We start from the raw sequence: 25,947 nt of genomic DNA, 5'->3' as shown, positions 1-25,947 counted from the left end.
TATCACACCACCTTAATTCCAAACCCCAAATTTTTTTAATAAATTTAAGTACATTCTTCTAATTTCCTAAAATTTTAACTGTTAATTCCTTAAATACTTTTCCTCTATGTTCAAAACTTCTAAATTGGCAAAAACTTGAAGTTGCTGGTGAAAACAATATTGTTTGATCTTTTTCAAAATCCTCATTTTCTTTTATATAATTCAACACATTTTCCAATGTTTCCAAATTTTTATAATTTTTATAATTTATTTTTTCCATATCATCTATCAACAACGGTGCATTATCTCCTATCAAATACACTCTTTCCACCTTTTCAGCTATTCTTTTTACCAATTCCGTATTATCAATTTTCTTGTCATCTCCGCCTAAAATCATAATAATATCATTATTAAACGAATCAATCGCTTTTAAAGTCGATTCCACATTTGTACCTTTAGAATCATTAATAAATGTCGTATTCCCTTTCACAAAAAAGTTTTCCAATCTGTGTTCTAACGCTTTCGTACTACTTAAAAATTCAACAACTTTTTCATCAGGAACTTTCACAATCGTCGCTACTCCTATTAAAAATAGCATATTTTCCAAATTGTGCACTCCTTTTAATGCTAAATCTTCAACTTTTATTAAAAATCTAGATTTTTCTAAAATTTCGCTCTCACTTAAATTTTCAGCTCTATCTGCCAAATCATTCATAATACGAATTTCATTGTTATACACAAAAATGTTACCTTTTTTCTCTTTACTCAAATACACATTTTTAGCTTTCATCAATGATTTTATTTCTTCTCTTTCCGCCAATCCCAAAAATACTGGATCATCAAGATTAATCAAAGCAAAATCATCTTCAGTCTGTTTACTAAAAATGTTAAATTTTGTAATGTAATAATCTTCAACTGTTTTATATCTAGTCAAATGATCTGGAGTCAAATTAATAATTCCAGCTATATTTGAATGAATTTGAGGATTATTTTCCAATTGATAACTACTTAATTCTAACACTACATACTCTAACGGTTCCTCATCTGCAACCAATTTCGCAAACGAAAACCCTGCATTTCCAGCTAATCTCGCCTTATACCCTGCAAAATCCAATAACTCATAAATTTTAGTAGCTGTTGTTGTTTTACCATTTGTACCTGTTATAGAAAAAACTTTAATATTTTTATCCATATATTTGTAAGCTAAATCAATTTCAGAGATCACTTGCACATTTTTTTCCTTCGCCACTTGTAACAATTCTGCTTTCCAAGGAATTCCTGGACTTTTAACAATAAACTCTATTTTTTTATTGTTTAAAATTTCAATTCCCTCTTTTGAAGTTTTTGCCACTTTGTCATCTATTAAATATACTTCGTAACCTTTCTTTTCTAGTAATTCTTTTGCTCCTAAACCACTCAATCCTGCTCCAAAAACTAAAGCTTTTTCCATTTTTCTTTCCTTTCTACAATTCTGAGTTATTCATTTTTTATTATTTTTTATACAAACTCTTTCTAATATTATACCAACAAAATCCGATTTTCCAAAATTACATTTTAGAATTATCTCAATTTCAATACTACAAATGTCAACAAACAAGTCAATATCGACACAATCCAAAATCTAATTGTAACTTTTGTTTCTGGCAACCCCAACAACTCAAAGTGATGATGAATAGGTGCCATTTTAAATACCCTTTTCCCAAAAGTTTTATAATGCCAAACTTGGATCATTACTGATAATGCCTCCATTATGAAAATAAATCCAGCCACTGGTAACAACAATTCTTGTTTTATAAAAATTACAATAATTCCCAAAATTCCACCTAACGTCAAAGAACCAGTATCTCCCATAAACACTTGTGCTGGATAGAAATTATACCATAAGAACCCTGTCAATGCTCCAATCACTGAAGCAAGATAAACACAAATTTCAGCAGAATCTTTTACATGATACAAATTCAAATATTTCGCATATTCATAATGCCCTGTCAAATATGTAATTATAAATAATGTTATACTAACAACAATTATTGGACCACTTACCAATCCATCCAATCCATCTGTTAAATTCACTGCATTTGAAGACCCAATAATTACAAGTGCCATAAATATGAAGAATAACACTGGTGTTATATAAAAATACGAATTTTTAAACACTGGATTTACTATCGAAAAATCAATTTCTTTATTTATTAATCCAAATTTATATACGAAGAAAAACGTTAATGCTGTTATTATTAATTGTCCTGCAATTTTTTTCTTTCCAGACAACCCATTTTTATTCCGTGTTAACTTCAAATAATCATCATAAAAACCAATTGTTGTAAACAAAATTGTTATAATAAATAAAAATACAATAAACTTATTTGTAAAATTCCCTGCTATCAATGTCGCAAACAATATCGCACCAATAATCAACAAACCACCCATTGTCGGTGTTCCTGATTTATCAAAATGTGATTTAGGTCCTACCTCTCTAGCAGTATCTCCATATTTTTTCACCTTCAACCATTGTATAAACGGTTTTCCTAAAATTAACATAAACAAAAACGCTACTATAAACGCTGTCGACGCTCTAAACATTATCGATTTAAAAACCCTCAACGTTCCAAAATTGTTTATAAACAAACTTTGTATCAAATATAACATTATCTTTTTCTCTCCTTCTCAACTTAATTTCAAAATACTTCGTTTATTCTATTACCTCTTCTAGTTTCATTCCACGTGAACCTTTTATAAGAACTACTTTTTTATCTTTTATCTGATTTATTCTAGCTTTTATCGCTTTTTTATCACTAAAATGTTCTACTTCTTTACCTTTTAAATTCCCATTTTCCATATTTTCTTTTACTTTATCATATAAGCTTCTCATTCTCTCACCATACAAATAAAGTTTATCAAATTTTGTTTTTTCAATTGTATAATAAATATTTTGATGTAATTCTAACTCTCTATCTCCCAATTCAAGCATATCCGCTAAAACTAGAACTTTCACATCTCCATCATTATAGATTTTTGAAAAAGTTTCTAAAGATTTTTCCATAGACATTGGACTTGCATTATATGCATCATTTATATAAGTTGTAGTTCCTTTTTCAATTATTTGGAATCTCATATTAGTTAAAGCTATATTTTTTATAGCCTCTTCAATATACTTATCTTCCATTCCGAATTGTTTAACAACCGCAATCGCCATTGTTAAATTTAATATGTTATGTTCTCCCAAGATGTTTGTTTCATAATTTCTTTCAACAGTTTTTCCACATTTTTGTCCAAAATATTTCAGACTAAATTTCGTTCCACTCTCATTAAATCTAATATCACCGTAATAAAAATCACGAGTTTTATCTTTAAATTGATTTTCTTTTAAACTCAGCGCTTTTACCAAATTTATTCCATCAACAGTTAAATCTTTCAAATAAAAATCATCGCCATTAATAATAATAGCATTTTTCACATAAGGCACCAATTCCGTTTTTGCCTTAAATACATTTTCTTTCGTCTTCAAAAATTCCAAATGCGATTCTCCAATATTTGTAATCACTCCCACATCAGGATTTGAAATTTTCCCTAACAAATCTATTTCTCCAAAACCGCTCATTCCCATTTCAAGAATCATAAACTCATCAGATTCCTCTGCACGCAACAAAGTAAAGGGTAGTCCAATATGGTTATTATAATTCCCTTCTGTCTTTTTACCTTTATATTTAGTTGACATTAATTGATAAATCATATCTTTCACGGTTGTTTTCCCGTTACTTCCCGTTATACCAATTACTTTTAAATCTTTCAAATTTTCACGCCACTTTTTAGCATATTCTTGCAAAAATTCTACACTATCTTGCACCCAAAAAGCTTTTTTCCTATATTTCCCCTCTATCTCTAAATCCTTTTTATCATAAACAACTACAGCACCCTTTTCCAGAGCCTCGTTTACAAAATTATTTCCACCTCTTATCGCAACAAATAAATCATCTTTCTCAACTTCTTGCGAATTCATACAAACTCTTTTTATCTTAATTTCATTTTCATCAAAATCAATATTTTTCTCTAAAAAAATATTGCAAAATACTTTACTTTTATTCATAAATTTTTTCTCCAAATTATACTTAATCATATTGTACGATTATATCACTAGATACATAATTTTTCAATGTTTTTTTATTCTTCGAGAATTATATTATAATACTAAGGATTTTAAAATTTATTTATACAAAGAAATAACTTTTATTATAAAAAATACATTAAATACAAATTCTAAAAAATATTATTTCTAGTCTTGTTTTTCTCCCAAAATCATAATATAATAATTAAAAAATCTTTAAGGAGGAAAAAATGCCAATAGCCCATAAATTTAGCTATTTCAGTGCAATTCACATTGAAACTTTTATTGTCTCGATAGTTCTTTGCACTATTTTATTTTTTATACCAAAAATTTTTAAAAACATCAATTTGAAATACTACAATATTTTTTTAGGAATACTTGCAATTGTTTCTAAAATAGTTGATTCTATTTTTAGAGTAGTTTCTGAACACGAACCTGTTTACAATGTATTTTTAATACATCTATGTAATTTTGCCGTTTTATTCGCAGGACTGTATTTGATTTTTAGAACTGCATATTTATTTAATACAGCATATTTTTTAAGTTTTGGAGCTGTCCTTGCTTTATTACTTCCTGGTGTTACAGTCTATTATCGTCCACTTTACGTTCATATTTTCATGTTCGTACACGCTCTAATAGTTCTCACTCCAATAATAGGCTTCGTATACAACAAAGATAAAATCACAAAAAAAGGCTACATCCAAGCAAGTATAACATTAATCGGCCTTTTTATCTATGCCGCCATTTACAACCTATTTTTCCCTGTAAATGCAATGTTTTTAAGAAGTTATATCGCACCTTTTGTCAGTTTCATTAAACCACTTTGGTTTTATAGAGTTGTATTAATTGTAACAATGTTATTTATTATGTATTTGATGTACTTGCCATTTTCAAGAAAAAAAACTCACTATCCAAACTAGAATAGTGAGAAAAAACAAAAAAATGTGGAACTTAAATTCCACATTTTTATTTATAATTTTTTCCTATTTTTCTGAAATAGCTGCTACACCTGGTAATACTTTACCTTCTAAGTATTCCATTGAAGCTCCTCCACCAGTTGAAATGTGAGAGAATTTATCAGCAAATCCTAATTGAATTGCTGCTGCTGCAGAGTCTCCTCCACCGATAATTGTTTTAGCATCTTTCAATTCAGCGATTGCTTTACAAACACCAATTGTTCCGTTAGCATAGTTAGACATTTCGAATACTCCCATAGGTCCGTTCCATACTACAGTTTTAGCACCTTCTAAAGCTTTTTTGAATAATTCTACAGATTTTTCACCTATATCTAATCCCATCCATCCATCTTCAATGTCATCCACTGAAACTGTTTTAAATGGTACATCGTTACTGAATTCTTGAGCTACAACAGCATCTACTGGTAACAATAATTCAACACCTTTTGTTTTTGCTTTTTCGATTAATGATTTAGCTAAATCTACTTTATCAGCTTCTAATAATGAAGAACCTGTATTTTTTCCTAATGCTTTTAAGAAAGTAAACATCATTCCTCCACCGATAATTACTTTATCAGCTTTTTCTAATAAGTTATCAATAACTCCAATTTTATCAGAAACTTTTGCTCCTCCTAAAATAGCTACTAATGGTCTTTCAGGATTATCAACAGCTCCTCCGATGAATTTAATTTCTTTTTCAATTAAGAATCCAACTGCTGATTCTTTGATATTTGAAGCAATTCCTACATTTGAAGCGTGTGCTCTATGAGCAGTTCCGAATGCATCATTTACGAATACATCTCCTAAAGAAGCCCAATATTTTCCTAATTCAGGATCATTTTTAGATTCTTTTTTACCATCTAAATCTTCAAATCTAGTGTTTTCAAACATTAAAATTTCTCCTGGTTTCAATTCAGCAACTGCTTTTTCCAATTCTGGTCCTCTTGTTACAGGTACAAATTTAACTGGTTTTCCTAATTTTTCAGCTAATACTTTAGCAACTGGTGCCAATGTTTTTGAAACTTTATCTTCTTCAGTTTTAACTTTTCCTAAGTGAGAAAAAGCAATAACTGCTCCACCGTTGTCCAAAATATAGTTTAATGTAGGCAATGCAGCAGTAATTCTGTTATCATTCCCAACAACTCCGTCTTTTATAGGTACATTAAAGTCAACTCTTACTAAAACTTTTTTACCTTTTACATCTAAATCTTTTAATGTTTTTTTAGCCATTTTTCCTCCTAAAATATTTACAATCCCAACTTATTAAAAATCAGAATCTCTTTAAATTCCATGTTAATTATACCACTCTTTAAGTTCATTTTCAAGTTATTTATTTCTCATTTTTGTTAATTCCCATTGAAAAATCTTTATATAAAATTATTTCCAAAAATTATCATATTTAATACTACAATTATTTCTAACTTCTTTATAAAATAAGGAAATTACTGTTTTTTGTATATTTCTTAATGATGTGATATAATCTTAACATCCTTGAAGAAAGGAGGTCATACATCATGAAAGAGTTATGGATAAAAATTATCATTAAAATAATGCTTCAAATCATTATTATTTTAATTAGCGAATTTTGGAAATAACTAAAAAAAGAGAGCTTACTTGGCGGTTAGCTCTCTTTTTGTCATACATCATGATTTTATATGATATATTATATCATGAATCCTATAAAACTACAATCTTTTTAATTACATTTTTTACATGATATTGCACCTTCTCTTTAAAAATGATATAATTTTTTCAATCCTTGAAAAGGAGGTCATATCTTATGAAAGTGTTATGGATAAGAATCATTGTAACAATAATGCTTCAAATCATTATTATCTTAATCAATGAATTCTCAAAATAACTAAAAAAAGAGAGCTTACTTGGCCGTTAGCTCTCTTTTTTGTCATATCTTATGAATATATTTACAAAATAATTATATCATGAATCCTATAAAACTACAATCATAATTTATTTACTTTTAACATCTGCTTTATTGAAATTAATTTTACTTCCAACTGCTCTAAGTGTAACATTTTCTATTTTAGGATCTACCAAATACATTGCCAACTCATAGTACAATCCTGAATACACAAAATCATTAGCTAATATTTTTTCAGCTTTTTCTAAAGTCTGCATTCTTTTTCCATTGTCAGTAATAACTTTTCCTTCTTCAATCAATTTATCATATTCTGGATTTTTATTTTTTGCAATATTCAATCCATTTGAAGCAAAAATTTCCAAATATGTCATCGCATCAGCATAATCAGGCCCCCAAACAGATCTTATAATTTCAAAGTTTCCTTCTTTACCTCTTGATAATCTTTCTTTATAAGTCAATACTTCCACTTGAACATCTATTCCCAATTTCTCTTTCCATTGAGATTGATAAAACTCAGCTTCTCTTTTTCCTGTTCCTTTTTCATCTACAGTTAATGTCAAATGGACTTTATCAGGTGTCAATCCTTCTTCTTTCAAACCTTCATCAAACAATTTTTTTACATCTATATTTTTGTATGCCGCATACAAATCTCCATTTTCTTCTCTAAAGTCTTTAGAAATTCCTCTCATTTGGTCAGCTACAACTCCAGTAGTTTTTACTCCACCACCACTTAAAACTTTTTCTACCAAATCATCTCTGTTAATCGCCAAAGCCAATGCTTCCCTAACTTTTTTACTTTTTAAGGCAGGAATTTTTTGATTAAATGCTAGATAGTAAAGTCTTCCATTTGAAACTTTTCTTAGCTCTGGTTTTCTTTTAAATTCAGCACTTTTTTCTATAGAAGCTCTAGTGACTCCAAGCTCTTTATTTTTAAACAAATTTGTTGCTGTATCAAAATCAGGTACCATTAAAGCTGTTATTTGATTGATTTTTATATTTCCAGCATTCCAGTAATTTGGATTTTTTTCTAGAACCACTTTATTATCATGAACCCATTTTTTTATGATATACGGTCCATTATAAACAGATTTATCAGCTTCTGAAGCATACTTATCCTTATTTGCAGCTAATACCTTTTCATTTACAGGAAAATATATCGGCATTACTAAAGTTTTTCCAAAATATGCTGCCGGTTTCGATAAAGTAAACTCTATCGTATAGTCATCCTTAACTTTTACTCCAACTTGATTAAAATCTTTTATTTTCCCAGTATTATAATCCTCAGCCCCTTTAATATAGTAAGTTATAAATGCATATTCTGAAGATGTTTCAGGATCTATCCCTCTTTTTATAGCATTATAATAATCTTGAGCTTTTATTGGATCTCCATTCGACCATTTCAAATTTTTTCTAAGAGTCAATGTCCAAACTTTTCCATCATCTGAAACCTTCCAGCTTTCCGCACTCGCTGGTACAATTTCATTTTTCTCATTTAATCTAAGCAATCCTTCATAAGCCATATCTGTAATAATAAATCCTCCCATATCACTAGTCAGCTGAGGATCTAAAGAGTTGGGTTCTGCTTCCATATTAAATGATATACTTTTTCCTCCTATACCTGATTTTCCACAAGATAATAAACCTAAAATTAACATCATAGCTAAAAATAGCTTTTTCATAACATCACACCTTTCAATATTTTTTCAATAAATAAGTGTACCTTATTTTTTTCAATTAGTCAAATATATAATATCTAGGTAAAACATTAATAAAAAATATAATAAAAAGAGCAGTGAAACCAAAGTTCCACTACTCTTACTTCTATTTAAGCTATTTCTAAACTCAAACATTTCTCATTAGTAAATCGCTCTAAATCCAATTCCACCTCTGATGTTGCTTCCTTTAGTGTCATATCCTAAGTTTGCTGTTACTCCGAATCTAGTGTTATCTACACCGATGTTCAAGTCAAATTTACCGCTTCCTCTTCTGTCTTCTTTTTCTCCTCTGATTCCGAACCAGTCAGCATCTGTAAATCTTACTCTTGCTACATTTTTACCATCTGCAACTCTTCCTAATTCGTTTTCATAAGCAGCTGTCAATCCAACAGATAATTGCGTTCTTACAGCCATTGGTTGAACGTATTTGAATTCCATTCCAACTTCTGGTTTAACTGAGAAGTAGTCATTTCCTTTTACTTCCAATCTAACTTCTCCGTCATCTTCTTTTATGCTATTAAATCTTCCATATTCCATTTTCAACGCACCATATGGTCTCAAATGAGTTCTTTCAGACATTCTAATATCATATCCTAAATCTGTTTTAAACGCAGCACCATAAGAAGTATAACTTCCTTTAGCACCAAATACATCATCAACAACTAAGAATCTACGTTTCATTTCATTTCTACCTGCAAAAACATCTCCTGCAATTGTCCATCTCAATGAACCATTATGATCCATGTAAGGTGACATTGTTTTAAAGATTCCTGCTTTTACCATAGTTTGATTTTCTCTAGATCCACCGATGTCTTTGAATTTGAATCTGTTATTAACAGCTCCTGCATACCATCCAGAAGAATTTCCTAATTTAAGAGTTTCATCTTCATGAACATAAGCTACTCCATAAGCATTACTTGTATAATCAATGATACCAGCTGTATCTGTGTTGTATTCATTTCTCATACCAAATACTTTAATTTTGTTATTTTGTTTAGAAGGATTTCTCCAATCATTACGTAAGTATTTGAATTCTTTATCCAACAAGCTTCCAGTTTCATTGATTCTTTGTTGAACGTTTCCGTATTGGTGTCCCATCATTTCGTCTGTTGCTTGATAGAATAATGCTTCTTCGTTCTTACCAATTTCATTCAATTTATTGAATAATTGTTTTTCTCTAGCTCCTCTATCTCCGTACCAGTCAACTCCATATCTGTCGTCTAATCCATGTAAGAAGTTGTAAGTATCACTACTATTTACTGGTGTTGTTTCATTTCCAGCAAATTCTGTATAAGGTAATTTAGCTAATACAACTGATCCTAATTGACCATTAGAATATAATGGTGTTGCCATCCAAGTTAATGATCCACCATAAGCGTTCCATGTTACTCCTGGATTTGCATCCATCATTTGAATATATGGATTTAATACTGCTCCTGAAACTACGATATTTTTACTATTTGTAGTTCTAGCAGCTTCTGTACCAATAATCAAGTCTGCTTCATCTGTTATCAATCCTAAGTTACCTGAAATTGGATTAGTTGAACCTAATGTATCAATATAAATTCCTAATGATGTAGGTGAAGGTCCTGCTGGTCCTTGTGGATTATTAATTACCACATGTTCAGGTGATACTATACTTGATATAGTTCCATGATCTATTGTTGTAACTGTAGTTGTTGCTGGTGTTGCTCCTGTTGGTGCATTTATTGAAATTCCACCTGCTGTTTTTGATGTAGGTTTTGAAGTTGGATCAAATGATTCAGTTGCTCCACTTCCTAAAGTAATTGTACCATAGTTTTTAATTACCCCACCAGTTGCTTTAAACATTGCATATCCATCTGGAGAATTAATATTAATTGTACCATTATTTGTCAATTCAGCTTGATGTTGCACAACTACACCAACTGCTCCTGTTGGAGTTCCTACTGTTGTAATTGTACCATTATTTACCCCTTTAGCTCCATGGTCTAAGTAAATACCCATTCCACGATCTCCAGCGATATTAATTGTACCAGCATTTTCAGCTTGTGCATTTGCTCCATCTGCAAATAATCCAATACCATCTGCTCCTACTGTAATTACTCCTGAACCACTATTTACTACTTTTCCTGTAGTTGTAGCCATACCAATAGCATAGTTTTTATTTCCTGTATCTGAATTTCCAACAACTATTGTACCATTATTTGTAGCTACACCATTTCCTGTATTCAAAATACCAACACTTTGATCACCTAAAGTAAAGTTTGCATTATTTACAATTGTACCTGGTGAAGATATTCCATAAATTCCTACTCCTGAAGGATTATTTAATGCAATATTATTCGTAAAGTTTGTTGTAGGATTATTTGAATAGAAGTATGTTGAACCATTTCCTAATGTTACAGTTGCCGCTGCATTATTAGTATAGTTAAATGGACTACTTCCAATTGCAACTATTCCATAAGAGTTATCTCCTACATTTATCGCACCACTATTAAAGTTTAAAGTTCCTCCATCTTCAAGGAAAATACCAGTTGCGTCATTATTTCCTACTGTGATTGTTCCTGTATGATTTACAGTAGATGGTCCTGTAGATAATTTCTTAGAATAAATTCCAATTCCGTTATCTCCAGTTGTGATTTGTCCTGCGTTGTCAATATCAAATCCGTAAATACCTACTGAATTACTTCCTGTTGTTATTTTTCCAGATCCATCATTTGTTACTTTAACACTTTCAACTGGTGTATAAATTCCAACATTAGGATTTGTAGTCAAACTACTTGAATTTCCTAAATTAATTTGACCTTTATTTTCAATTCCATAACTTGCTCCAAGTCCAAATATTCCAACTGAACCTTCTCCAGCTAAATTAATTTGACCATTTGTATCATTCGTAACTCTTACATCTGTATTACCTGCTCCTGTCCCTTTATAAGTAATACCTATAGATTTACCAGTACTTGTAATTGTTCCATCATTTCTTACAGAACCTTTAAAGTTTCCACTTGCATTAGTTACTCCTGCTGCTGTATCTCCTTCAGAGTAAATTCCTGTAGAACCATTTCCTAAGTTAATCACTCCACCATTTATATTTTCAATTTTAGAATCATCTTTTCCATATAATGCAGCTGAACTATCTCCCACTGTAATTGTTCCACCATCATTTGTTAATTCACCAAATTTTGAATACATAGCTGTAGAATTTGCTCCACTCAATGAAATAGTTCCTTTATTTACTAACTGAACTTTATTTCTATTATAACTTGGATCATTTTCTTGAGCCATTGCAACTTGCCCTGCTGTTGTACCTGTCATAGTATTTGTATTTTTATTTTCAATTCTTGAGTTTGCAATTTCAAGCATATTATATGCATCTGTAGGATTATCTAAATCAACATTTTGATTTAAACTTAACTCACTTAAATAAAGCATGAATGTTTTATAGTTAGGACTTCCTGTTATATTAGCTACACCAAGCGAAGTCACTAAACCAGATGGATTTGTATTATTAAGATCCATATGTACATCTTGTGCAATAAATAATCTAGAACCCTCATTCATATTCAATGTTAAATGTCCCATACTGTTATTGAAATTAGTTGCTTTCCAAGCTGAAATTGCTGATGAATCAAAATTCGTATATCCATTACCTTTATACAAGAATGCAGTTCCTCTTGAATTTGCATCTGTTCCACCTGCTATATCAGCTTTTGTCATCCCATTTGTAAATTCAATTTTTCCTGTATTGTCTGTATAAAATGCTAACGATTTTTGCCCAGTTATTACATCAGTTCCATCTAATTTAACTAATCCACCTTTTGAATAAACATTAAATGCTCCATCTTTTGCAGTTATTTTTCCACCTGTTAAATTCAAAGTACTACCTGCTGATTCAGCATAAACACCTGAAGAAGCACTACCTGCTACAGTTATATCTGTTGTTCCAGTTTGATTTAATGTTCCTCCATTCATAGCTACTAATCCTACAGAACCATCAGTAGCGCTTAAAGCTGTTCCATCTACAGTAACTTTACCTGAACTATTAATTGTTGCAGCATCTGTAATTATTGCTTTTACAGATTTTCCTTTTGCATTTATTTCTCCAGTATTTGTTACTGTTCCAGAAGATTTAGCATAAATACCTGTAGAACCATCTGAATTATCTACTATAATTTTAGCCCCTGTATTTAAAGTTTTTCCTGCTGCTTCTGTATATACTCCGGTATTACTACTTCCACTTGTTATAGTAATAACATTATCCTTACCTGCTTGATTTTGTGCTGCAAGGTTTACATATCCATTTTTTATATAAACCATGGCATTTTCACTTCCATCTGTTGACTTCAAAGTATAATTTGAAACTTCAAATGGATTTGTTGAAGCATTTGCATGTTCAAAATAAAGACCTGTATTCTTTTTATTAGTAGCTCCTTCAAATTCAACATTTAAAACAGATTCTCTTGATGTAGCAGGTAATGCTAAAACACTTGAATTTTGTTCATTAACATTTGTACTTGCTGAAGCTCCTGGGCTAATTGCAGTTCCACCATTCAAATCAACAAATGTTTTAAAAGCAACTCCTACAGATTCACTTCCTGTTATTTTTATTGGTTTAGTTAATATTATTTCTGCCCCTGGATAACCTGGATTTGATGAATTCGAAGTATTAAGAAGCTTATCATTTACGACTATACCTTTTTGTTGATTTCCATTAAGATATATATCTCCTGAATTCATAAAACTAAAACCACCCTTAGCTGCATACTCGCTTCCGATTACAGCTATTGTATCTCCTGTTCCTCCAAGAGTTATACTTCCTTTATTATCAAACCACATAACTCTATCAAACCCACCTGTAGCCGCTAATGCTAGCCATAAATAGTTATCAGAACCTGTATTTGATGTTGTTATTTTTCCATTATTTTGAAATCCTATATTATTATTTTCTGTAGGATACGAACTAGGATTCCAACTGTGTGTGTGATATTGCGCTGAGTACATTACTAAATTTTTTCCATCCATATCAACAGTAGTTCCATTATCCAAAACCCATGTAGAATCTCCATGATCATTATGTCCATCTGTATGGAATAACCATCTATCGTAAGCTCCAGAAGAATTACCACTATATTTTATAGCAACTCCATTTATTTTTACTGGATGCCCTCCAACAAGTTTCATTACTGCAAACTGATCTAAAGCAGGAGTCCCAAGTCCTGTCCAGTTAAAAATTTGTTCTCCATTGTCTACTTCTGTATGCGAAGAACCTACTACTCCAACCATTTTCACTTTATTAGCGCTTACATCAAATAATGTACCATTCGCTTTTACTGTTAATGTTCCACCTGTCATATTTTGTTGAGCAAGTGGTGCAACGTCTCCTGATTGATTTACCCATTGGTTATCTCCATTTCCAGTACCAGGTGGTGTTATAGGAGGTATATTTATAGTTGGTAATGGTGGAGGAGTTATTTTAGGTTGCACTGGTTTAAAATCAATTGCCTTCGGTAAAGTAGGTTGTATTGGTTGTGGCTCAGGCACCGTAATAGCTCCCTTACTAACTATTCTAGGTTTAATACTAGCAGATATTTCAAATGATACAGGTGGTTCTGGCACTGTTTTGTTACTTGCCAATCCGTATGAACCATATCCTTTTCTAGAGTTTGTAGAAGCTGATGAAGGATCACTACTTTGTGGTAAATATTGATACATTGAGCTTTCTTTAGAAATATATCTATTGTAAGCATTTGAATCTCTCTTCAACACACCCTCATAAGGATATTTCTCTTTCTTATCTCCACGACCTTTATAGCTTCCATGCCAATCATTCAAAATTGTGTTAGCTCCATATTGCCAAGAGCTCCAAGGCGATTTAACTACATGGTCTCCTTGTTCCATTAATTGGATCAATTCCAAGTTATAGTCTTTCATTAACTTGTCATTTTCAGTTTTAATTTTTCTAAACTGTTGTCTCATATCACCTATAGAAGTTGATATTTCTTGTCTTTGATTTTGGATTGCTTTATCTGTTGTCGATGTTTCTGCAAAAGATGTCAATCCTAATAAAGGAAATGCAAATAAAGCACTCTCTGTGTACTTAAATTCTTTGCATCTCTTCGCAAAAGCTTTTAAATCTTTCGCTAATTGTCTTAGTTCATTAGTCATATTTACACATTCTCCTAAATTTAATTTGTTTCAAATTTACATTAATTATAACTTTTCCAATTTTAGAATTTTTTAAAATAATTTAATTTGTCTGGAATTTAGAAACAAAAAAATAATTTAAGAGAAAAATTATTTTCCTCTTAAACTATTATCTAAATTCTCGTTGTGCAATAACAGACAAAACCACTACTACAAAAGTAAAAGTGGTAGTAGCTATTTAAAATTATTTTTGTGCAAAAAATTCTAATTCTATTCTTCTATTCATTGCCCTACCTTCTTCGGTATCGTTAGAAGCTACAGGTTTTTTAGAACCTTCTCCAATAGTTTTCACTATTCTTTCTGGTGCCAATCCAAGTTCAACTAATTTTTCTTCCACATTTTCAGCCCTTCTCAATGAAAGTTCTGAGTTGTAAGATTCAGTCCCTTTTGAATCTGTATGCCCATATATCGCAACTTTATAATTCTTTTTCTCAATATAATCTTTAAGTTTTTTTAATGTTCCTACATTTTCATCTTTTATAGTTGCGCTATTAAAATCAAATTTTAAACTATCCGTATCTAACACCATTATTTCAGCAGGATTTTGAGCTTTTGCCGTTTGATTTACAGCTAAATCATCACTTTGAGTCGCTCCTTCTACTTCAACTGCATTAGTTTTCATAGTATCGTCTCTCAAGTTTGTTGTCGTAATTTTTTTAGCTGTTGTCGGTGCTGAAACTAACAGCATAGATAACATTGCTGCTACTCTTGACTTTCTTTCCATGCTTCCGCCTCTTTCTCAAGCGATTTATATTTTTTAGTACCTGGATTTGGTTTGTTTTCTCTTAAGTAATCTTCTACATGAGTTACTCTCGCTGTTGAATAATTTATTGCATTAGCATCTGTACATGAAATTGCTCCTAATGTTGCTAACGCCCCTAATAATACTAATTTTTTCATTTAATTCTCCTTTCGTTTTCGAACTTTTTATATTAAATTTTTATTTCATTAACTTTTATAAATAGTCCATAATCATATTATTATAATACCACATGTTTGGATCTATTTCAAATTTCTTATTTCATTTTATCTTGGATTTGATCCAATCTTTGTTCCATTTTTTCTAAAATTTCATTATTTTTATTGAATGTATCAATGTTGTTATTGATTTGAGTTACTCTTTTTTTAATTCTTTGAATTTCTACATCCATTTTTTCGCTTTCAGTCATATTTTTTTCTTTAGCTTTCATTGCTTTAATTTCAGCTTTTTTAGAGTTAACTCTTTTTACTCTAGGTGTAGCACTTGTTGTTGTTCCAGTTACTTCCACTGGAGTTACTTCTACTGCTTGTTCAGCTTGTCTTTGTTTTGCTACTTTTAATAATCTTTGTATAGCCGCATCATTATTTGTTTTTCCAGCTGAATATGACAATTGACATACTGCTAATACTGACAATGCTGCAATTCCAATAATTTTTTTCATTTTTCTTTTCCTTTCATAACCAATTGGCTTTTTATTTTTTACTTTAATTTATTATTTCTTTTTAGTTTTTACTGCTTTTTTTACTACTTTTTTAGCACCTTTTTTGTTAATATCAACTTTTTTAGGATTAGTTCTTCCTAATACATCATTATATCCACTAACTTCAACTTCTTCTCTCTTAACACTTCTTACTACTCTTTCATAAAAATCAACTTTGTCAGCTGCTTTTTCTGAATTGTATTGTAATCTTTCCATCGGAGTTTTTGGTTTTGGTGCTTCTTCTTTTTGATCTAAGTATTCGTCTACTGTCCCATCTGACATTTCTTTTCTAGCTTCATCCATTGCTTTTTGCGCATCTTTAACTACTTTTTCTCTTTTTACTTTCACTGGTTCAGCTTTTTTATTTAAATTTTTGTAATAATCGTTTCTAGCTTCTTTTAATAAATCTTGTGCACTCGCTCCAAACATTTGAACTGAAGCAGCCAAGATTAATCCTAAAAATAAAGTTTTTTTCATTTTTATCTCCTCTTCTTCTTTTTTTATTTTAACCCTATCTTCTCTTAAACATTAACACAAATTATTGCATTACTGATAAAAGAGTTTCCAATTCAGCGATTCTAGTTTGTTTTTGTACGATTGTTTTTTCTAAGTTTTTGTAATATTCATCGTAGTTTTTCAAGATTTTTTTGTATTCATCTCTGTGCCATCTAACTTCTGAATCTTTTTTCAATTTTTCTTGTAATTTTTCTTTTCCAATCAATTTATTTTGCAAGTCTTCAACTTCTTTTTCCAATCTATCTTTTTCATTTTGGAATTCAGCTTTCTTTTGAGCTTCTTTTTGTAATAAATCATTAAATTTATTTTCAATTGCATTCAAACTTGATTCTAAACTGTTTGTGTTTGTATTTTTAACTGGTGCAGAATATGACACTGAAGACAAAAGTGTCATTCCTACTAACATAAATAATGCCTTTTTCATTTTCTTCCTCCTATTAATTATATTAATTTTTAATTTTTTCTCACACCGATCTTCCTAGCCGATGGCAATAGTTGCTTCTCCATTTTGATTAAATTATACCATATCTTTAAGATTTTTCATAGTGTTTCCTAAAAACATTTTTAAAACTTTTTCAAAAAAAAAGTGCTAGATAAAATCTAGCACCAGCAAACATTCATTTAATTATCTTAAAGATTTCAATAATTCAAAGTTTTCTAAAACTTTTTGTTCTTTTTCGATTTCTTTAGAAATTTCTGCTTTTAATGATTTATATTGTGCTTCTTTTTCTTTGAATTCTTTATTGAAAATAGTTGTATCAACGTTAGCATCGATATCAGCTATTCTTTGATCAATTACTGAATCCATTTTTTGCAAGTTGTCCAATCTAGCTTGAGCTGCTTCAGCTTTTGCTTGTTCTTGAGCAAATTTTGCATTTTCCATTTGTTCCAATTTTTGTAATTGAGCTTCTAAGTTATTTAAGCTGCTTTCTACTGATGTAGGTGCTGCGAATGAAAAACTACTTAAAGCTAATACACCTAATAATACTGCTAATCTTTTTTTCATATTATTGTCCACTTCCTTCTTTTAATTGTAATATTGTGTTGTAGTTATCTACAGTTTTGCTTAAAGCGTTGATTTCTTGATCTAATGCTTTAACAACATTGTTGTATTCTTTAACTAAGCTAGAATATTGTTCTTTGAAGTATTTAGCGTTTGCTGCACCTTCAATTTTAGCAATTCTTTCTTCAATTTTAGCTTTCATTTGTTGTTTTTGTTCCAATTGTGCAGATGCTCTTTCTGCTGTTGCTCTTAATTTTGCAAATTCTGCATTTTCAGTTTCAACTAATTTAGCATAAGAAGCTTCTAAAGCATTGAATTTAGCTACTACATCACCAGATGTTTTAACTGGAGCTTTTTCAACTTTTCTAGCTGAGAATGAAACAGCACTTGCAAGAATAAATAATGTTACGATTTTTTTCATGTTCTTCCTCCCTAAATTTCTCTCTATTTTTTACTTCTAATCTTTTGTATATTATATATTATTTAATACTTATTGTCAATTCCTATTTTAGTCACAACAAACCTATACTTTTTTCATTATTTTAATAAACAACTGATTTTTAAAGGCTTTGAATGTATTTTTAAAAATTTTAAATTTGTTCTAATTTTCTCTCTAAAATCCCAAAGACAAATTTTTTTCTATATATTTTTTATGTAAATTATAATTTTTTATTTTCATAATTAACTACTCATAATAAAACTACCTCAAAATTGAACTCTAAAAACTTTGACTATGGTGAACTACTCCCGCTTGTAGAAGTTGGAGACTTCTTGCTATCTTTTGTTAAAAAATACGCCCCAAATTTATGTCCGAAAACACAAATAAGTGACGTATTTCATAAATTAAGTCAATATCTAAATATCAAATTAAATTATTTAATTTTAATGTTGTAGAATGCTTTTTTACCTTCGTAAATAGCTTCATCTGCTAAATCATCTTCAATTCTTAATAATTGGTTATATTTAGCCATTCTATCTGTTCTTGAAGCAGATCCTGTTTTAATTTGTCCTGCATTTGTAGCAACTGCGATATCAGCAATTGTATCATCTTCAGTTTCTCCTGATCTATGAGATACTACTGCAGTGTATCCTGCTTTTTTAGCCATTTCAATAGCGTCTAATGTTTCAGTTAAAGTACCAATTTGGTTAACTTTGATTAAGATAGAGTTTGCGATTCCATTTGCAATTCCTTCAGCTAATCTCTTAGTATTAGTAACAAATAAGTCATCTCCTACTAATTGAACATCTTTACCAATTGCATCAGTTAATTTTTTGAATCCGTCCCAGTCATCTTCAGCTAATCCATCTTCGATTGATACGATTGGATATTTAGAAGTTAATCCTTTATACCATTCGATCATTTCATCAGAATTTCTTACAACTCCACCTTCTCTTTTGAATGTATAAGTGTAAGATCCATCTTCATTTTTAGTTGCAAATTCAGATGAAGCAGCATCCATTGCGAATGTAACGTCTTCTCCTAATTTGTATCCGGCAGCTTCAACAGCTTGAGAAATTACATCTAAAGCTCCTTCAGTACCGTTAATGTTAGATGGTGCGTATCCACCTTCGTTTCCTACGTTAGTAGAATCTCCATTTGCTTTTAAGATTTTTCCTAAGTGGTGGAAAATTTCAGATCCCATTCTTAAAGCTTCTTTGTAAGTTTTAGCTCCTACTGGTTGTACCATGAATTCTTGAACGTCAACAGCTGAATCTGCGTGAGATCCTCCATTTAAGATGTTCATCATAGGTACTGGTAATTCTTTAGCATTTACTCCACCTAAGTATCTGTATAAAGGTATACCTAATTGGTTAGCTGCTGCTTTAGCTACTGCCAATGAAACACCTAAAATAGCGTTTGCTCCTAATCTTCCTTTGTTTGGAGTTCCGTCTAATGCGATCATAGCTTTATCAATAGAAACTTGATCTAAAGCGTCCATTCCAATAATTGCTTCAGCAATTTCAGTGTTTACGTTTTCAACTGCTTGTAAAACACCTTGTCCTAAGTATCTAGATTTGTCTCCGTCTCTTAATTCAACAGCTTCGTGAACTCCAGTAGATGCTCCTGATGGTACAGATGCTCTTCCCATAGCTCCACCTTCTAAGAATACTTCAACTTCTACAGTTGGATTCCCTCTTGAATCTAGTATCTCTCTTGCATAGATATCTTCAATTCTAGTCATTTGTAATTACCTCCATAAATTTTTTAATTTAATATATTTATATATTTACTCAACCAATTATATCACAATGTGAATATATTTTCAAAAGAAAATTTCATTTTTTTTAAAATTTATCAAATATTAATAATTATCAACTTTTTTACTCCCATTATAAAAAAAATACTTCAACTTTTAAAAGTCAAAGTATTTTTTTTATATTCAATAATTCTTATTTTATAATTTTCAAAAAACTAAATACTCCTAATAAATTATGCTCCTGCTTGAGTATTATCATCTTTCAATCCCATTTCTTTATTCGCATACTCAATTCCTAATTCCACTCTTATACGCTCTTTCACATCCTCAAATTTCGCTTCTTTAAATGGAATTTCAGAAGTTTTTGTTAATAAGAAATATCCTTCATTTGAACCATAATCCAATATTTCATTAGTTTTCGCAGCAAATAATTTATTTGACAATTCTGGATTAGCTTTTCCTATTCCTGGAATTGGTTGATCTTTTGTCAAATCACTAAATTGCTCTTTAGTATCAAATTTATATTTATCTTGTTTTTCTATTTTATCCCAAGTTACTTTATTTGCCAACAATTCAGCTTTTAAATCTTGAACTTGTTTAGCAACCGCTTTTTTAGTTTCTTCTGATATTGTCGGAGTTATCAAAATATGACTAACTTTAGCAACATTAGGATTTTGTGCATTTTTACCTTGAACATAAATTATGTGATATCCATATTCTGATTTTACAGGACCCACAATTTCTCCTACTTTAGCATTATTAACAGCTTGTGCAAATTCTGGAACCAATTTACTCAAATCAGTACTTTCTCCCAAACTTCCACCATTTTTAGCCGAACCTGGATCTTTACTAAATTGCTCTGCCTTTGCCGCAAAATTCTCTTTATTTGTAGTTTTCATAATTTCTTCAGCTTGTTTTTTCGCACTTTCAAAATCTTTACTAGATGCCTTGTAATCTTGTCCAACTACATATCCTGAAATAGTATTCTTTTGATTATATTTATCTCTTCTAGAATTAAATCTATCCAATAATGCTTGTTCTGATGGTTTATAACTATCAACTAAATAGTCATAATATTTCTTAGAATAATCACTTAACTCATCAATACCAACAAATTCTTTATCTGCTTTTATTCCAACAGCTTTAGCCTTAGCCGCAATAGCAATAAATTTATCCAAATTTTGTTTAAAACTTTCCCTCAATTTTTGAACTTTTTCTTCTGAATATCCATCTGGTGTAGAAGTATAATCACTTAACAATTGTTCATTCAACGATGCTTTTGTATATTTATAACCATCTTTTTCGGCAACTACAGAATTTATTTGATCATATAATTTCTTAATTTCAGGATCTTTAATATCTATTTTAGCCTTTTCTCTAGCTTTAAAAATATACGAACTCAACATCATTGTACTTTTTTCATTATTTAACGCTTGTTCCAATCTTGGTTTCACTTCTTCATAAGGTCTTCCACCAAAACTTGCATACTTATATCTCTCATAAGCCTTTTTTAATTCACTTTCATCAACTTTAGAAATTGAAGCTATTTTATCTTGAATTTTTTGTATCAATTCTTGTTCTTTAATAGTTTCTTTAAATTTATCAAAACTATATCCTCTACTTCTTATAGCCATCAAAAAGTTATTTTTCCCACCAGCTTGAGCATAATACTCTTGCATTTTCTTATCAACTTCGCTACCACTTATCTTAACATTCAAATCTTTAGCCGAAGAAAGCAACAAGTCTTTATTTATCAATAATTGCAACGTATATTCCTTCAATATTTCCTCAGGTATTTCTTTCAAATTAGAACTATCAGCTCCCATTTGAGCCAACTGCTGTTGTTTTTGCTGCAAACTAGCTCTCAAATTCTCTTTCAAACTTTCAACTTCCAAATTAAATTCATCTCTAGTAATTTTCTCTTTATTAACCGTTACTATCGCCTGCGTTTTATCTCCATGCTTTTTAGCATCCAACACATTATTTTTCAACGAAATAATCCCAGTTATCAACATCGATAATGCAAATCCAACAATCAAAATTATCGAAACAATTCTAATCGTCCCTTTATGATTTCTTATTCCCATTTTTCCTCTTCTCCATTCATTTTATTAAACCACCAATTCCTCAAAACCTAAACCCCATTCACTCTCTAAAAATTCATCATTTACACAACTCCAAAAAGTTTAATGAATAAGGCCTTTATTGAGAATATCAATGTTCTGTTATTGTACCATATGTAACAATTTTTTTCAAACTTTTTATAAAATATGGGATAAAGTAAAAAATATAAAAATAAATAAGTTTAATCATATTTTTAATTAACAAAAAAAGAGGAAACAAATTACAATACGATCACTAAATCCTATTGAAATGTATTCCCCCTTTATGATTAAAATACAAGATTTTTCTTCGATTATAAAAACTTTTTTTTAATATTTTCCCCTTTAAACTTTCATTGAGCAACAATTTAAAATATTTATCACAACGGATTTTGAAATACTGTTTAAAGTATATATGAAAAAAATTGATGATAACTTTATTTTATTGAAAAAATAATAAACTAATCCATAAATTATACTCAAAACTATTTAAAATTATATAAAATTGAGCGTAGAGTAAAAGGGTAAAATAGTCATAGCTTTTGAATATCGTTTTAAAGCAGTTTTACTATATTAATAAAATTTACAAAATTAATAAAATTTACAAAAGCCTAAATATTCTACAAATTATAAATAACTAAAAAAAATCAACTCTTATTCAAAGAATTGATTTACAATAATATTAGTGAACTGCTCCCACTTCTAGAAACGGGAGACTTCTTGCTATCTTTTTGTTAAAGTTTTCTATTTAACATAAATTTTACAAATAAAAAAAGTTTGGCAATTTCCTATTTTCCCTAGATAACTCTAAGTATCTTCGGCGTAAACAGACTTAACTACTGGGTTCGAAATGTAACCAGGTATATCCCTGTCGCTATTGTCACCAAACTTAAAATTTAATAAAGACAATGAGAAATAAATAGTACGGTAAAAAGAATATTAAAAGCTTTCGTATTATTAGTACTGGTCAGCTAAATATATCTCTATACTTACACCTCCAGCCTATCACCACCTGTTCTCGATGGATACTAAAAGAACACTCATCTCAAAGTGGGCTTCTCACTTAGATGCTTTCAGCGATTATCCCTTCCAAACGTGACTACTCAGCCATGCCACTGGCGTGACAACTGATACATCAGAGGTTTGTCCATCCCGGTCCTCTCGTACTAAGGACAGATCTTTTCAATATTCTAGCGCCTGCAGTGGATAGGGACCGAACTGTCTCACGACGTTCTGAACCCAGCTCGCGTGCCTCTTTAATGGGCGAACAGCCCAACCCTTGGGACCTTCTCCAGCCCCAGGATGAGACGAGCCGACATCGAGGTGCCAAACACTTCCGTCGATATGGACTCTTGGGAAGTATCAGCCTGTTATCCCCGGGGTAGCTTTTATCCGTTGAGCGATGGCCCTTCCATACGGAACCACCGGATCACTAACTCCTACTTTCGTACCTGCTCGACCCGTCAGTCTCGCAGTCAAGCTCCCTTATGCGTTTGCACTCTTAGGTTGATTTCCATCCAACCTGAGGGAACCTTTGAACGCCTCCGTTACTCTTTTGGAGGCGACCGCCCCAGTCAAACTGCCCACCTAGCACTGTCTCCGATACCAGATTAGAATTTCAACAACATATGGTTGGTATTCCAACAGCGACTCTGTAACAACTGACGCCATTACTTCACAGTCTCCCAACTATCCTATACACACATTGCCAAAACCCAATGCCAAGCTACAGTAAAGCTCCACGGGGTCTTTCCGTCCTACTGCAGGTAGTCGGTATCTTCACCGACATTACAACTTCACCAGGCCTCCAGCCAAGACAGCTCTCAAATCATTTCACCATTCGTGCAGGTCGGAACTTACCCGACAAGGAATTTCGCTACCTTAGGACCGTTATAGTTACGGCCGCCGTTCACCGGGGCTTCAATTCGGATCTCTCAATCCTCCTCTTAACCTTCCGGCACTGGGCAGGTGTCAGCCCATATACGTCGCCTTTCAGCTTAGCATAGACCTGTGTTTTTGGTAAACAGTTGCTTGAGACTCTTCACTGCGACCTATTTCCCCTTGAAGTGTTTCTCTTCTCAAGTAATATAGGCACCCCTTCTCCCGAAGTTACGGGGCTATTTTGCAGAGTTCCTTAGCTAGAGTTAGCCTGTCGGCCTTAAGTTTCTCACTCTGTCCACCTGTGTCGGTTTACAGTACGGGCACTTAATTTCCTCCTTAGAAGTTTTTCTTGGCAGTGTAGGATTTGTGACTTACACCAAGAGGTGCTTACCCATCAGTTCTCACGTTTAAGCATACGGATTTACCTATATGCTCACGCTACTTCCTTAAAAAGGCTAAACCGTCAGCCTTCTCACATACCTTCCTGCGTCACTCCATCAGTAATAACGTTAATTAAGTGGTATAGGAATATTAACCTATTTTCCATTCGCCTGCGCTACTTAGCCTCGGCTTAGGTCCCGACTTCCCCAGGGCGGACAAACCTTCCCCTGGAAACCTTGGACTTCCGGCCGGCGGGATTCTCACCCGCCTTCTCGCTACTCATTCCTGCATTCTCACTTCTGATACCTCCAGCAGGCCTTACAGCCTGCCTTCATCGGCTTACAGAACGCTCTCCTACCAAGATGCGAAAGCATCTTCCACAGCTTCGGTTTATGTCTTAGCCCCGTTACATCTTCGGCGCAGATACTCTCGACCAGTGAGCTATTACGCACTCTTTTAAGGTATGGCTGCTTCTAAGCCAACCTCCTGGTTGTCTGTGAATATCCACCTCCTTTCCCACTTAGACATAATTAGGGACCTTAGCTGGTGGTCTGGGCTGTTCCCCTTTTGTCCACGGACCTTATCATCCATAGACTCACTCCTAATCATTAATATATGGTATTCGTAGTTTGCTTGATTTCGGTAAGCAATACGCCCCCTAGATCATACAGTGCTCTACCCCCACATATCTTAAAATTAAGGCTGCACCTAAATGCATTTCGGAGAGAACGAGCTATCTCCTAGTTCGATTGGCTTTTCACCCCTAGACCTATCTCATCTCCCAACTTTTCAACGGCGGTGAGTTCGGTCCTCCACTAAGTCTTACCTTAGCTTCAACCTGGACAGGCCTAGATCACTAGGTTTCGCGTCTATGACATACGACTTATCGCCCTATTAAGACTCGGTTTCCCTTCGGCTCCATTCTTTTTAACCTTGCCATATATCATAACTCGCAGGATGATTAACCAAAATCCACGCAGTCACTCTTGCGAGCTCCTACCGTTTGTAAGCACACGGTTTCAAATTCTATTTCACTCCCTTACTCAGGGTTCTTTTCACCTTTCCCTCACGGTACTCTTCTCTATCGGTCAACAAAAGTATTTAGCCTTACGTGATATGGTCCACGCAGATTCACACCAAATTCCTCGTGCTTGATGCTACTCGGGTGCTTTAAGTTTTACTAATAGTTTTATGTTCTACAGGACTATCACCTTCTTTGGTCCAGCTTCCCAGCTGTGTTCCACTTACTCTACTAGTAAAATGACTTTATGGCTATTAGTCTATTAAAGTCCCTCTACCCCATATACACAACGTCGCCAACTTACATGTATATGGTTTAGGCTATTCTCCGTTCGCTCGCCGCTACTTAGAGAATCGTTTTTACTTTCTTTTCCTCCCGTTACTTAGATGTTTCAGTTCACGGACTTACCTCTTTCGTATATGTGATCTACACATATAGGTTTTCCCATTCGGAGATCTTGGTATCAAAGGTTATGTGCACCTCCACCAAGCTTTTCGCAGCTTATCACGTCCTTCATCGGCTTTTGTTGCCTAGGCATCCTCCGTGTGCCCTTAATAGCTTTTTA

16 protein-coding genes, 2 rRNA genes and 1 pseudogene are annotated in these 25,947 nt (G+C 32.0%); 2 read left to right on the top strand and 17 right to left on the bottom strand.

The annotated features are described in order from the left end of the window. Positions 1 to 58: 58 nt before the first annotated feature. The 3 genes from murD to murF form a co-directional block, all read right to left on the bottom strand. A complete protein-coding gene (gene murD, locus J4863_RS00215) occupies positions 59 to 1,429 on the bottom strand; it encodes a UDP-N-acetylmuramoyl-L-alanine--D-glutamate ligase (RefSeq protein ID WP_211618461.1) in 1,371 nt (456 codons plus the stop codon). A gap of 110 nt (positions 1,430 to 1,539) precedes the next feature. Next, positions 1,540 to 2,628, bottom strand: a complete 1,089-nt coding sequence (gene mraY / locus J4863_RS00210; RefSeq protein WP_211618460.1) for a phospho-N-acetylmuramoyl-pentapeptide-transferase — start codon at positions 2,626 to 2,628, stop codon at positions 1,540 to 1,542. 43 nt (positions 2,629 to 2,671) lie between these two features. Continuing rightward, positions 2,672 to 4,066, bottom strand: a complete 1,395-nt coding sequence (murF, locus tag J4863_RS00205) for a UDP-N-acetylmuramoyl-tripeptide--D-alanyl-D-alanine ligase (protein WP_211618459.1) — start codon at positions 4,064 to 4,066, stop codon at positions 2,672 to 2,674. Positions 4,067 to 4,314: 248 nt separating this feature from the next. Between murF and J4863_RS00200 the strand changes: the two genes are divergently transcribed. Continuing rightward, on the top strand, positions 4,315 to 5,004 hold the full coding sequence (locus J4863_RS00200) for a TIGR02206 family membrane protein (RefSeq protein ID WP_211618458.1): 690 nt from the start codon (positions 4,315 to 4,317) through the stop codon (positions 5,002 to 5,004). A gap of 63 nt (positions 5,005 to 5,067) precedes the next feature. On the opposite strand, the gene pgk is transcribed toward J4863_RS00200, so the two are convergent. The 12 genes from pgk to J4863_RS00140 all read right to left on the bottom strand — a co-directional run bounded on the left by pgk (position 5,068) and on the right by J4863_RS00140 (position 22,084). Further along, positions 5,068 to 6,270 (bottom strand): phosphoglycerate kinase, encoded by a 1,203-nt coding sequence (gene pgk, locus J4863_RS00195; RefSeq protein WP_211614928.1) that lies wholly within the window; start codon positions 6,268 to 6,270, stop codon positions 5,068 to 5,070. 738 nt (positions 6,271 to 7,008) lie between these two features. Beyond that, positions 7,009 to 8,598, bottom strand: coding sequence for a peptide ABC transporter substrate-binding protein (locus J4863_RS00190; RefSeq protein ID WP_211618457.1), 1,590 nt, complete (start codon positions 8,596 to 8,598; stop codon positions 7,009 to 7,011). Between the two features lie 177 nt (positions 8,599 to 8,775). Continuing rightward, on the bottom strand, positions 8,776 to 14,781 hold the full coding sequence (locus J4863_RS00185; RefSeq protein WP_211618456.1) for an autotransporter-associated N-terminal domain-containing protein: 6,006 nt from the start codon (positions 14,779 to 14,781) through the stop codon (positions 8,776 to 8,778). Positions 14,782 to 15,004: 223 nt separating this feature from the next. Then, on the bottom strand, positions 15,005 to 15,544 hold the full coding sequence (locus J4863_RS00180; RefSeq protein ID WP_211618455.1) for an OmpA family protein: 540 nt from the start codon (positions 15,542 to 15,544) through the stop codon (positions 15,005 to 15,007). Beyond that, the gene (locus J4863_RS00175; protein WP_211618454.1) at positions 15,523 to 15,720 is read right to left on the bottom strand and encodes a hypothetical protein; all 198 of its coding nucleotides are present in this window, start codon (positions 15,718 to 15,720) and stop codon (positions 15,523 to 15,525) included. Before J4863_RS00175 ends, J4863_RS00180 begins: the two co-directional genes overlap by 22 nt. Before the next feature lie 116 nt (positions 15,721 to 15,836). Then, positions 15,837 to 16,241, bottom strand: coding sequence for an FAD-I family protein (locus J4863_RS00170; RefSeq protein WP_211618453.1), 405 nt, complete (start codon positions 16,239 to 16,241; stop codon positions 15,837 to 15,839). A gap of 51 nt (positions 16,242 to 16,292) precedes the next feature. Further along, on the bottom strand, positions 16,293 to 16,757 hold the full coding sequence (locus J4863_RS00165) for a hypothetical protein (protein ID WP_211618452.1): 465 nt from the start codon (positions 16,755 to 16,757) through the stop codon (positions 16,293 to 16,295). A 61-nt stretch (positions 16,758 to 16,818) separates the two neighbouring features. Next, on the bottom strand, positions 16,819 to 17,220 hold the full coding sequence (locus J4863_RS00160) for an adhesion protein FadA (RefSeq protein ID WP_211618451.1): 402 nt from the start codon (positions 17,218 to 17,220) through the stop codon (positions 16,819 to 16,821). Positions 17,221 to 17,421: 201 nt separating this feature from the next. Continuing rightward, positions 17,422 to 17,802, bottom strand: coding sequence for an adhesion protein FadA (locus J4863_RS00155; protein ID WP_211618450.1), 381 nt, complete (start codon positions 17,800 to 17,802; stop codon positions 17,422 to 17,424). Position 17,803: 1 nt separating this feature from the next. Further along, positions 17,804 to 18,220 carry an adhesion protein FadA gene (locus J4863_RS00150; RefSeq protein WP_211618449.1) on the bottom strand — a complete coding sequence of 139 codons (417 nt, stop codon included), beginning with the start codon at positions 18,218 to 18,220 and terminating at the stop codon, positions 17,804 to 17,806. A 451-nt stretch (positions 18,221 to 18,671) separates the two neighbouring features. After that, positions 18,672 to 19,982, bottom strand: a complete 1,311-nt coding sequence (gene eno, locus J4863_RS00145; protein WP_211618448.1) for a phosphopyruvate hydratase — start codon at positions 19,980 to 19,982, stop codon at positions 18,672 to 18,674. 248 nt (positions 19,983 to 20,230) lie between these two features. Then, complete coding sequence (locus J4863_RS00140) at positions 20,231 to 22,084, bottom strand: peptidylprolyl isomerase (RefSeq protein ID WP_211618447.1); 1,854 nt, start codon at positions 22,082 to 22,084, stop codon at positions 20,231 to 20,233. Between the two features lie 301 nt (positions 22,085 to 22,385). Here J4863_RS00140 and J4863_RS09510 point away from each other — a divergent pair. Beyond that, a pseudogene (locus tag J4863_RS09510) lies at positions 22,386 to 22,538 on the top strand (ISLre2 family transposase); the annotation flags it as partial. Positions 22,539 to 22,874: 336 nt separating this feature from the next. Here J4863_RS09510 and rrf read toward each other — a convergent pair. Together rrf and J4863_RS00130 are read right to left on the bottom strand one after the other, a co-directional pair. Continuing rightward, positions 22,875 to 22,987 (bottom strand): 5S ribosomal RNA (gene rrf, locus J4863_RS00135). 49 nt (positions 22,988 to 23,036) lie between these two features. Beyond that, positions 23,037 to 25,947: ribosomal RNA gene (locus J4863_RS00130) — 23S ribosomal RNA — on the bottom strand.

Origin of the sequence: Leptotrichia sp. oral taxon 221, from assembly GCF_018128245.1 — a bacterium.
Classification (GTDB): domain Bacteria; phylum Fusobacteriota; class Fusobacteriia; order Fusobacteriales; family Leptotrichiaceae; genus JABCPH02.
This window is presented reverse-complemented; position numbering and strand designations above follow the sequence as displayed.